Consider the following 10,195-nt stretch of genomic DNA (forward strand, 5'->3'; position numbering starts at 1 on the left):
CAAATGTTAAAGAAGTTGTTGTAAGCGAGCCAATTGCAGTTACTAATAAAACAATAAAATCTAAAGTAGAAATCATTAAAAACAATGTAAAATTAATTCCTGCCAATAATGAAATGATTGCCGATGGAAGCAATAAAAGTATTTCTGCAACCAACAGAGCAACTTTTATTAAAGGAATTGAAGGTGATAAAACAACTAAAGCATTAGAAATTCAAGTATTAAATATTACCAACCAACCTAAAGGATATTATATTGTTGCCAATGTATTTGCAAGCGATGAAAATGCTAGACTTTTTCAAAATTTTCTTGGTACAAAAGGTTTAGATTCTAAATCGTTTATTAATCCAATTAACAAATACAAATACATTTATCTTGATAAAGTTGCTACAGAAACTGAAGCTGTAAGTTTGTATTTATCCAAAGTTAATGGAACTTATAAAGATAGAATTTGGATATTATCTGTAAACAATGCAACAGAAATTATTGCTAACGAAGATTAATAAAGTCATTTAAACTTTTTTGATTTAAGCGAAAAATTAAAATATAATTTTTCAGCCAATAGATAAATTTTAAACTATTTCGACGTTAAAAAGCTAAAATTATCGATAAAAATCTAAATTACTATATTTGCAAATTAATTTTTAATTTGACATTGACTAATGAAGACTATAAACGACTTTAATTTTAAAGATAGAAAAGCTCTAATTCGTGTAGATTTTAATGTTCCGCTAGACGAAAATTTTAACGTTACCGATACCAATAGAATTGAAGGAGCAAAGCCAACAATAGATAAAATCCTTGCCGATGGTGGAAGTGTAATTTTAATGTCACACTTGGGCAGACCAAAAGGAAAAGAAGATAAATATTCCTTACAACATATAGTAAAAACGGTTTCAGATGTACTTGGTGTTCCAGTGCAATTTGCATCAGATTGTAGAGGAGAAATTGCAACCAATGCAGCATCTAAATTGTTACCAAAACAAGTTTTACTTTTAGAAAACCTAAGATATTATCCAGAAGAAGAAGCTGGCGATGTTGCATTTGCCAAAGAACTTGCTTCACTTGGAGACATTTATGTAAACGATGCCTTTGGCACAGCACACAGAGCACATGCTTCTACAACAATTATTGCCCAGTTTTTCCCAGAAAATAAATGTTTTGGTTTGCTTCTTGCTAAAGAAATAGAAAGTTTAAATAAAGTTTTAAATAACTCTGTAAAACCAGTAACTGCTGTACTTGGTGGTTCTAAAGTTTCTTCTAAAATTACAGTTATAGAAAACATTCTAGACAAAGTAGACCATATGATTATTGGTGGCGGAATGACTTTTACTTTCGTAAAAGCACTTGGCGGAAAAATTGGCGATTCTATTTGTGAAGATGATAAAATGGAATTGGCGTTAGAAATTTTGAAAAAAGCTAAAGAAAAAGGAGTTCAAATTCACATTCCAGTTGATGTTGTTGCTGCCGATTCTTTTTCTAACGATGCCAATACACAAATAGTTGATGTAAACGAAATTCCTAACGGTTGGCAAGGTTTAGATGCCGGACCAAAATCATTAGAAAATTTCAAAAAAGTAATTATGGAGTCCAAAACCATTCTTTGGAATGGACCTTTGGGTGTATTTGAAATGGAAAAATTTGCCAACGGTACAATAACTCTCGGAAAATATATTGCAGAATCTACACAAAATGGATGTTTTTCATTAGTTGGTGGTGGCGATTCTGTTTCGGCAGTAAAACAATTTGGACTAGAAGATAAAATGAGTTACGTTTCTACTGGTGGTGGAGCAATGTTAGAGATGCTAGAAGGCAAAACGCTACCTGGAATTCAGGCCATTTTAGACTAAATTTTAGACTTTAACAATAATTAAACAAATTAATACGTTATAAAGAAGTATGTTTGCCTTATAGCATAAAATGCTGATTAATACCTTATTGAGAAAATTACATTATGACATTAAAAAATAAAATAACCACATTTCTTTTAGTTGCCTCATCTACTTTTTATGGACAAGAAGTTGTAAATCAACTAGATTCTATTGTAAAACCAGAAATAAAAATTTCATATCTAGATTCTATAAAAGCTACTTTTATTAACGACGATATGGCTTCGTGCATCGATAGTCTTTGGATGAAAGAGCTTGTATCACTAGATAATTACAACTCACTTTTACAAGATATTAAAACTATAGACGTTGATAAAACAGTAGAATATGAATTACCTACAGAATTATTGAAAGAACGATTAAAGAAACTTGATGAAAAATCACCTTTTAATATTGAATACAATATTGGATTGGAAAATGTTATAAAATCTTTTTTAAAAAACAGAAAAAAAGGATTTGAACGTTTAATGGGAATTTCGCAATTTTATTTTCCGATTTTTGAAGAAGAATTGGCTAAAAACAATATTCCTTTAGAAATAAAATACCTTGCTGTTGTTGAGTCAGCATTAAATCCGTTGGCAGTTTCTCGTGTTGGAGCAACTGGTTTGTGGCAATTTATGTATCAAACAGGTAAACAATATGGATTAAATATAACTTCTTATGAAGATGAAAGAAGTGATCCTTTAAGAGCAAGTCAAGCAGCATCCAAATACATGCAAAATATGTATAAAATTTTTGGCGACTGGGATTTGGTTTTAGCATCTTATAATTCTGGTCCAGGAAATGTTGCCAAAGCTATTCGTCGTTCTGGTGGACAACAAAATTATTGGAACATTAGAAAAAACCTTCCAAAGGAAACGCAAGGTTATTTACCAGCTTTCTTGGCAACAATGTATATTTTTGAATACCACAAAGAACACGGAATTGTACCAAATAAAGCCGTAGCAAATCATTTTGCAACTGATACTATTATGGTAAAAAAGCACATGACTTTTAAACAAATTTCAGCATTACTTGATATTCCGATTGCCGAAATACAATTTTTTAATCCTTCATACAAACGAAATGAAATTCCTGCAATTACAGGCGAAAACAATTTTTTGAGATTGCCAAAAGATAGAATTGCAATTTTTACTTCTAACGAAGACAAAGTTTATGCTTATCTAAATTATGAAGACAGTAAACGCGAAAGACCTTATGAAAGATTAGCTACAGTAAAAAGAACCGATACAACCAATACCTCTTATTCAGATAAAGATTATGTTACCAGAACTAAATATCATAAAGTAAGAAAAGGTGATAATTTAAGCACAATTGCAAGTAAGTATTCAGTTTCTATAGAAGATATTAAAGATTGGAACAAACTAAAAAGCAATCAAGCACCATTAGGAAGAAATCTAAAAATTCTTTCTACTGAAAAAATAGCTTTTAAATCTAATAATGATATTGCAAGTAAAACAATTATTGATTCTACTTTGGTAAATAAAACACCAACGATTAGTAAAGAAAAAACCGATGATGTTGCAATAAATGAACCAAAATCAGAAAAGATATATAAAACCGAAAAAGTAGTTACCAACAAAGAAGTTACCAAATACCATAAAGTAAAAAAAGGTGATAATCTAGGAGAAATTGCATCCAAATATGATGTTTCTATAACAGATATTAAAAAATGGAATAAGATAAAAGGAAGCAATGTTGGTCTTGGCGATAATTTAAAAATTGTAAAAACCGAAAAAGTAACTACAACAATAAAAAAAGAAGTAAAACAACCATTTACTTCTAAAAATGAAGATGTTGCAAATGCAGAGCCAAAAAAAATAGAGCCAAAAAAAGCTAAAAAAGAAGAAGTAATTGAAGAAGTAACTAAATCTGAAAACTATTATATAGTTGCCAAAGGAGATAATTTATCATCAATAGCAAGAAATCATAAAGTAACATTAGAAAACCTAAAAGAATGGAATAATTTAATTGATACCAATGTTAAAGTTGGTACACAACTTATTATTTCTAATCAAAGTTTAGTAACTAAAGATGAGGTTGTTCAATCTAAAACAGAATCAAAAAACATTGAACACATTGTTGGTAAAGGAGAATTTCTAGGAACTATTGCAAGAAAATACAATACTACAATAAATACAATTTTAGAATTAAATTCATTATCTAATACTAATATTAAACAAGGCGACAAACTTATAGTTGGTAAAGAAGATGTTACCTTAAAAAAATCTAAAGAAGATGATTATGCAGCAAATTCTAAAAAAGCTAAACAAAAACTATATCAAGTAAAACGAGGTGATACACTTACAAGTATTTCAAGACAATTTCCTGGAGTTACAATTGCAGAAATTGAAAAATGGAATAATATAAAAGCAGAAAATATTCAACCAGGAATGAAATTAAAAATTGGTGGATAATCAAAAAATCTTCAATAAATTTGGGTTTTATTTACTAATGAATAAAACCCTTTTTTTATATCTATTACTTGGCATAATTTTGTCTTCATGCAATCAAAAGAAAGTAACTCTTTCTGACGATAGTTCAAGCAAGATTAATGCCGTTTCTGTAATTATTGATGATCAGCTTTGGAATGGAGAAGTTGGCGATTCTATTAGAAATAAATTTGCATCGCCAGTTATTGGCCTGCAGGAAGAAGAACCAATATTTACATTAAATCAATATCCAGTTAAACTTTTAGAAGGTTTTATGACCAACAGTCGCAATATTATTGTGGTAAAAAAAGAATCTAAAACCAAATTTTACATTAAGCAAAACGAATATGTAACACCACAAATTGCAGTTCACATTTCAGGAAAAACAGTTCAAGAAATTATTGATAGTATCGAAGTTAATGCACCCAAAATAATTAACGAAATTAAAAAATCTGAAATTTCTATTTTTCAAAAAAGAACTATTAGACAGTCACTAGAAAGAGATAAAATAAAATCACGATTTAATGTTTTAATAAACATTCCGGCCAAATACAGTATTGTTTTGCAAGGCAAAAAATTTCTTTGGTTAAAAAAAGAAATTACAAGCGGAAAATTATGTTTACTTGCTTACCAAGTTCCGTTAAGTTCCTTAAAAGACACTATAAATTTAGTAAATAGAATTGTAAAAATCAGAGATTCTGTTGGTCGAAAATACATTCATGGCAACAAGCCAAGAGCCAAAATGCAAACCGAAACAGCTTTTTCACCATATTTATCAAAAACAACAATTTATGGTAAAACTACTTATGAAACCAAAGGAACATGGGATTTAACCAATGATTTCATGAGCGGACCATTTATTAATTATGCCATAAAAGACGAAAAAAACAATAGAATTTTAGTTATTGAAGGATTTTGTTATGCACCATCTAAGCAAAAACGCGATTTAATGTTTGAGTTGGAAGCCATTATAAAATCGGTACAATTTTTAAAGAAAAAATAACACTACTACTTTCAGCATTTAAAGATGCTGAACTAAATTCAGCATATATGAAAGACACAATAAACTGGAAAATAAAGCCATTTAAAGAACTTTCTATACAAGAATTATATTCAATGCTGCAATTGCGTAGCGAAGTCTTTGTAGTTGAGCAAAACTGCATTTATCAAGACATTGATGGCAAAGACGAAAAAGCATTACATCTTTTGGGAGAAATTGACCAAAAATTGGTTGCTTATGCCAGAATATTTAAACCAAATGATTATTTTGAAAAGGCATCGATTGGTCGTGTTATTGTAAAACAATCATCCAGAGAATTAAAATTAGGACATGAGTTAATGCAAAATGCAATTGAAGCAATTGAAAAACATTTTAATGAAACTAAAATTACAATTTCGGCTCAATTGTATTTACAAAAATTCTACGAAAGTCATGGATTTTTAAAAACTAGTGACGTTTATTTGGAAGATGATATTGAGCATATTGAGATGAAGAGAGAATGATAATTTTAAAATAAATATAATTTTTTGCTTTTCTTACAATTTTTTTCTTAATTTTATAAATTATTCTTCCTAATAATAATTTTAAATATATGGTTTATGAAAAAATTTTTAACTCTTTCTTTTCTTTTCTTTTCTTTTCTTTTCTTTTCTTAAACGCACAGGATGTTAAAAGTGGAACTTGTGCCACAGATGAATTACATTTAAAAAATTTAAAAGAAAATCCTGATTATTTAAAAAAGTTTGAGGATAATACTGTTCAATGGCAAGAATATGCTCAACGTCAACCTAAAAATTATGAAAAATTAAAAGAATTTGATCAGGTTGTTCAAGTACCACCAAATGTTACAAACTTAACAGTAGCATTTCACGATTTGACAAATAGTAATAGTTATTTAATACCTTCAACTGCTTCTTTAACAGATTATCAATATATTATTGATAAATTAAATTTAATATTTAATGGTACTAATTTAAATGGTACAGTTGGTAATAACACTTTTATTCAGTTCTGTATGGCTAGAAGAAACCAAAATAACATTAATTATACAGTTAATTTATCTCATCATCCTGGAATTTCCCAAGCAGCAGGTTTAAATAACGCTGATCAAAGTATGATTGAAGCATTAGTCGACGCATCAAATTCACAAAGCACTTTTAATCCTAATAAATATATTAACATTTACATTGTAGATGATATACTTGGTTCTGTTGCCGGTTTTGCAACTTTACCTTCATCTCACGGAAATAAAATAGATGGAATTTACATTGAAAGAAATTATCTAATAAATAATAGTTCTTTAAATACCAATATGAATGTTTTGGCACATGAAATGGGACATTATTTAGGTTTGTTTCATACATTTGGTATTTGCCAACAGAGTTTTGAAATATGCTCTTGCACAAATTCAAATTGTTTATTTGATGGTGATATGGTTTGTGATACGCCACCAAATCAATTACAAGCTAATGGTTATTTCCAAGATTCATTTCCAAATACTTGTATCACTGATGCAACCTTTACTATATCTGATGGAAGTACAAATAACCCAACAACTGATGTAAATGATCCAAAAGATAATTTTATGGATTATGGAGTTTGGGCTTGGCAAAAGAAGTTTACAATAGGTCAAATTACAAGGATGAATTTTATGGTAGACCAAATTTCTGGTCCAAGAAAAGCATTGCTAGGACAAGCACCTTGTATTGATTGTGATGCCATGTTAAATTGTTCATTTACTATTAGTACAAGTCCTGTATTAGAAAACCCAAAACATTATATAACTCAAAACAGTAATTTTGAGACACCTCTTGTACAAATTAATTTAGTTGGACCTTGCATCACTTCGCCAAACCCAAATTTACAATATATTTGGATTTTAAATTCTGTTAATAGTCCAAACCCAATATCTTACTCAGGCGTAGGATCAAATTACACTACAATTCCAAGTTTAGCTACAGGTAATTATCAACTAATAATTAGTGCAATTTTAATCTCCAACAATCAATGTGTAACAAATACTACATATAATTTTTGCGTAATACCAAATGCTGGAGTTTGTAATTTAATAGTTCCAAATTCTAATTCATTAAATGATTGGATAAATACTAATTGGGAAAGAAATTCTTTTTCAAATGGTTGGGTTTTAAATACATCAACTAATAATTATCCGGTTGGTTCAACACATTTTAATAATACACAAACAGATTTTGACCAATCAGGTTTTGATGTAATACAATTAACCCCAGGAAATTCTATAAGTTCTAGTATTGATCCAGTTTTAGGTGGAATTCCATTACCGAGTGATGCTAACATAACAAGAGTAATGAAAGTTGGAAAATTACAAAATGGTGGTGGTCAAGCTTTTTATGCCAAACGAACTTTAATTATTAACAATAATAATTGCAGATTTAGAGTTTGGTATTTAGGAGCAACACAAGGTAGTCAATCTTTAATAAAATATCCTTTTCATAATGAATTTATTCAAAATGATGCTGCATTTGGAATTTTAAATAAGTATAAATACAACAGTAGTGTAAACACAGTTATGAGTAGTTACAATACAACAATTGGCATTGATGACATAAATCAAAGTTCAGTTGGAATATATGGAAAGTTTTTTGATGTAATATCCTTAATTAATGGAAATCCGAATAGTAATTGTCCAGATTTGCCTTCTGTTTTTGGACCATATAATTTATCACCACATAATGGTTATAAAAAAATGTTGCAATGGAAATTTATTGATTTGGATTATAGTGAATTTTTAAACATGAGTCCAAATACTGAAATTACAGTAACTTTCTTCTCACATTCTAATATTGCAAATCCTGCCCATCAAAACGCTTATGCCTATTATGGAATAGAATGTCTAGGTGGAGGATCACCAGAAGTTTTTACACTTGAAATTCCAAATTTATCTGCTCCATGTGGTTCGCCAGGTATTGAAAGTTGCGCTTTCATTCCACTTCCAATTCCTAAGGTAGTAGCATTCCCAAGTAATTTGACTTCTACCTCTTACAATTTTGCGAATGTTAAAATAGATATGATTGATACTAATGGAACCGTATTGATTAATTCATATCCATTTGTATCTACTTCACAAAATAGTATTACAGGAATTAAAATATGTTTAACCGACGATGATGTTCCTTTTAGAGATTTTAGAATAACTTATAGAACTTTACAAGGCGAATTTACTGATGAATTTAGAATTTTTGTTTCTTTTTATAATAATATTCCAGATTGTGCAACAGGAGATAATGTAGATACATTATTTCATTCAGGTATCGTAAATGGTGATATTTTATTATGCGGAGTTAATAATTTACCAAATTTACACTTAACACCTACGTGTATTACACAACCCAAAACATATCAATGGTATAGAAAAAATAATATTAACAATATATTTATGCCAATTGATGGCGCAACAAATGAAACACTTCAATTGTCATATACACCACCATTTCCTCTTTTTTCACCATTAACATTATCTAATAATTACACACCTAATCAATGCAATACTTACAAAAGAATCGTAGCATATAAAGAACCTTATTGTGGTAGACCTAAAACAAAAGAAAGTGAAGAATTTCATATTTATAATTCAGAAACCTTAAAATTTAATTTTTCTATATTTGGTGAACAAGATGTTTGTTTTGGTAATGATTATTCTGTTAGTTTTTCCAGTGCTTTTTTAAATAATGTAATATACAGTTGCAATATTCCAAATCATTTTAATTTATCCAATGTTCAGAATAGTTTAACATTTCAACTCTTTGACCCAGTTTCAAATCAATTAATTGGAACAACATTTACACATAATTTTAATGGAACAATTCAAAATCAATTGAATCTTCCAAACTTTAATTTAGTATTTAATAATATTAATCCTTCTACTGGAAATACGCCTTTATTTTTACCTACAGCCACTGGAACAAATCAATTTCCTGTAGAATTACATATATCTGGAAATTATCTAAATTGTCCTGTGGGAATTGAACACCCAATAGATCCTTTACAAAATTCTGGTAGTTTAGGAAATATTAGCTATTCACCAACTGCGGTTGGCGGAGCAATTAATTACAATTGCAACAATTTATCAATTAATAATGTAGATATTGGAATAACTTTTACAGGATATGGTTGGGAATATTCAAATAATGGAATTAATTATAATCCAATCCCACTTTCACCAAATACCGCAAGTCTACCTTCAAGTTTTATAAATTCTCTTATAAATTCAAATCCTATTTTATATATAAGGAGAGTGAGTTTTGGAAACCCAAATTCGGAGTGTATTGCACCGAATTACAGCAATGTTGTTATAATAACCAATCATCCAACAAGTGTAATTTTTAATGCAACGTTATTACCAACTACTATATGTAATGGTTCAAATACTTTTACATTACCTACAACATCTTCAAATGGTATCATTGGTACATGGAATGTTGCAACAATAAATAACACCACAAGCGCAATTTACACTTTTACACCAGCAGCAGGTTATTGTTTACCACCATATACTTATAATTTAACAGTAACAAACACATTAGTTCCAACTTTCAATTCTATAATTCCAATTTGTGCTGGACAAAATTTTACATTACCAACCACTTCGTTAAATGGAGTTACGGGCACATGGTTACCAAATGTAAATAACACGATTACTACAACTTATACATTTACTCCAACTTCTGGAGGTTGTTCAAGCAATTTGATTAATTTAACAGTTGTAGTAAATCCATTAGCAACTATAAGTTTTAATAATTCTAATATTTCAACATCTTTTTGTACTGGCTCAACAGCTCCAATTTTACCTTTAGTAGATGATAATGGAATAACTGGAACTTGGAGTCCGTCAGTTGTCA

Annotated in this window: 5 protein-coding genes and 1 pseudogene; all 6 read left to right on the forward strand. The window is 29.2% G+C overall.

All coding sequences use genetic code 11. The annotated features are described in order from the left end of the window. A pseudogene (locus ACH2BO_RS14500) lies at positions 1-500 on the forward strand (hypothetical protein); the annotation flags it as partial. Between the two features lie 159 nt (positions 501-659). After that, the gene (locus tag ACH2BO_RS14505) at positions 660-1,847 is read left to right on the forward strand and encodes a phosphoglycerate kinase (protein WP_395045448.1); all 1,188 of its coding nucleotides are present in this window, start codon (positions 660-662) and stop codon (positions 1,845-1,847) included. 104 nt (positions 1,848-1,951) lie between these two features. Beyond that, complete coding sequence (locus ACH2BO_RS14510; protein WP_395045449.1) at positions 1,952-4,303, forward strand: LysM peptidoglycan-binding domain-containing protein; 2,352 nt, start codon at positions 1,952-1,954, stop codon at positions 4,301-4,303. A gap of 37 nt (positions 4,304-4,340) precedes the next feature. Next, entirely contained in the window at positions 4,341-5,321 is a 981-nt protein-coding gene (locus ACH2BO_RS14515; RefSeq protein WP_395045450.1) for a DUF4837 family protein, read from the forward strand. 47 nt (positions 5,322-5,368) lie between these two features. Further along, positions 5,369-5,821: a GNAT family N-acetyltransferase gene (locus tag ACH2BO_RS14520; protein WP_395045451.1), complete on the forward strand. Its 453-nt coding sequence runs from the start codon at positions 5,369-5,371 to the stop codon at positions 5,819-5,821. A gap of 89 nt (positions 5,822-5,910) precedes the next feature. Next, the coding region (locus ACH2BO_RS14525) for a M43 family zinc metalloprotease (protein WP_395045452.1) at positions 5,911-10,195 on the forward strand (4,285 nt) is incomplete at its 3' end.

It is taken from the genome of Flavobacterium sp. (assembly GCF_043773265.1).
Lineage (GTDB): Bacteria > Bacteroidota > Bacteroidia > Flavobacteriales > Flavobacteriaceae > Flavobacterium.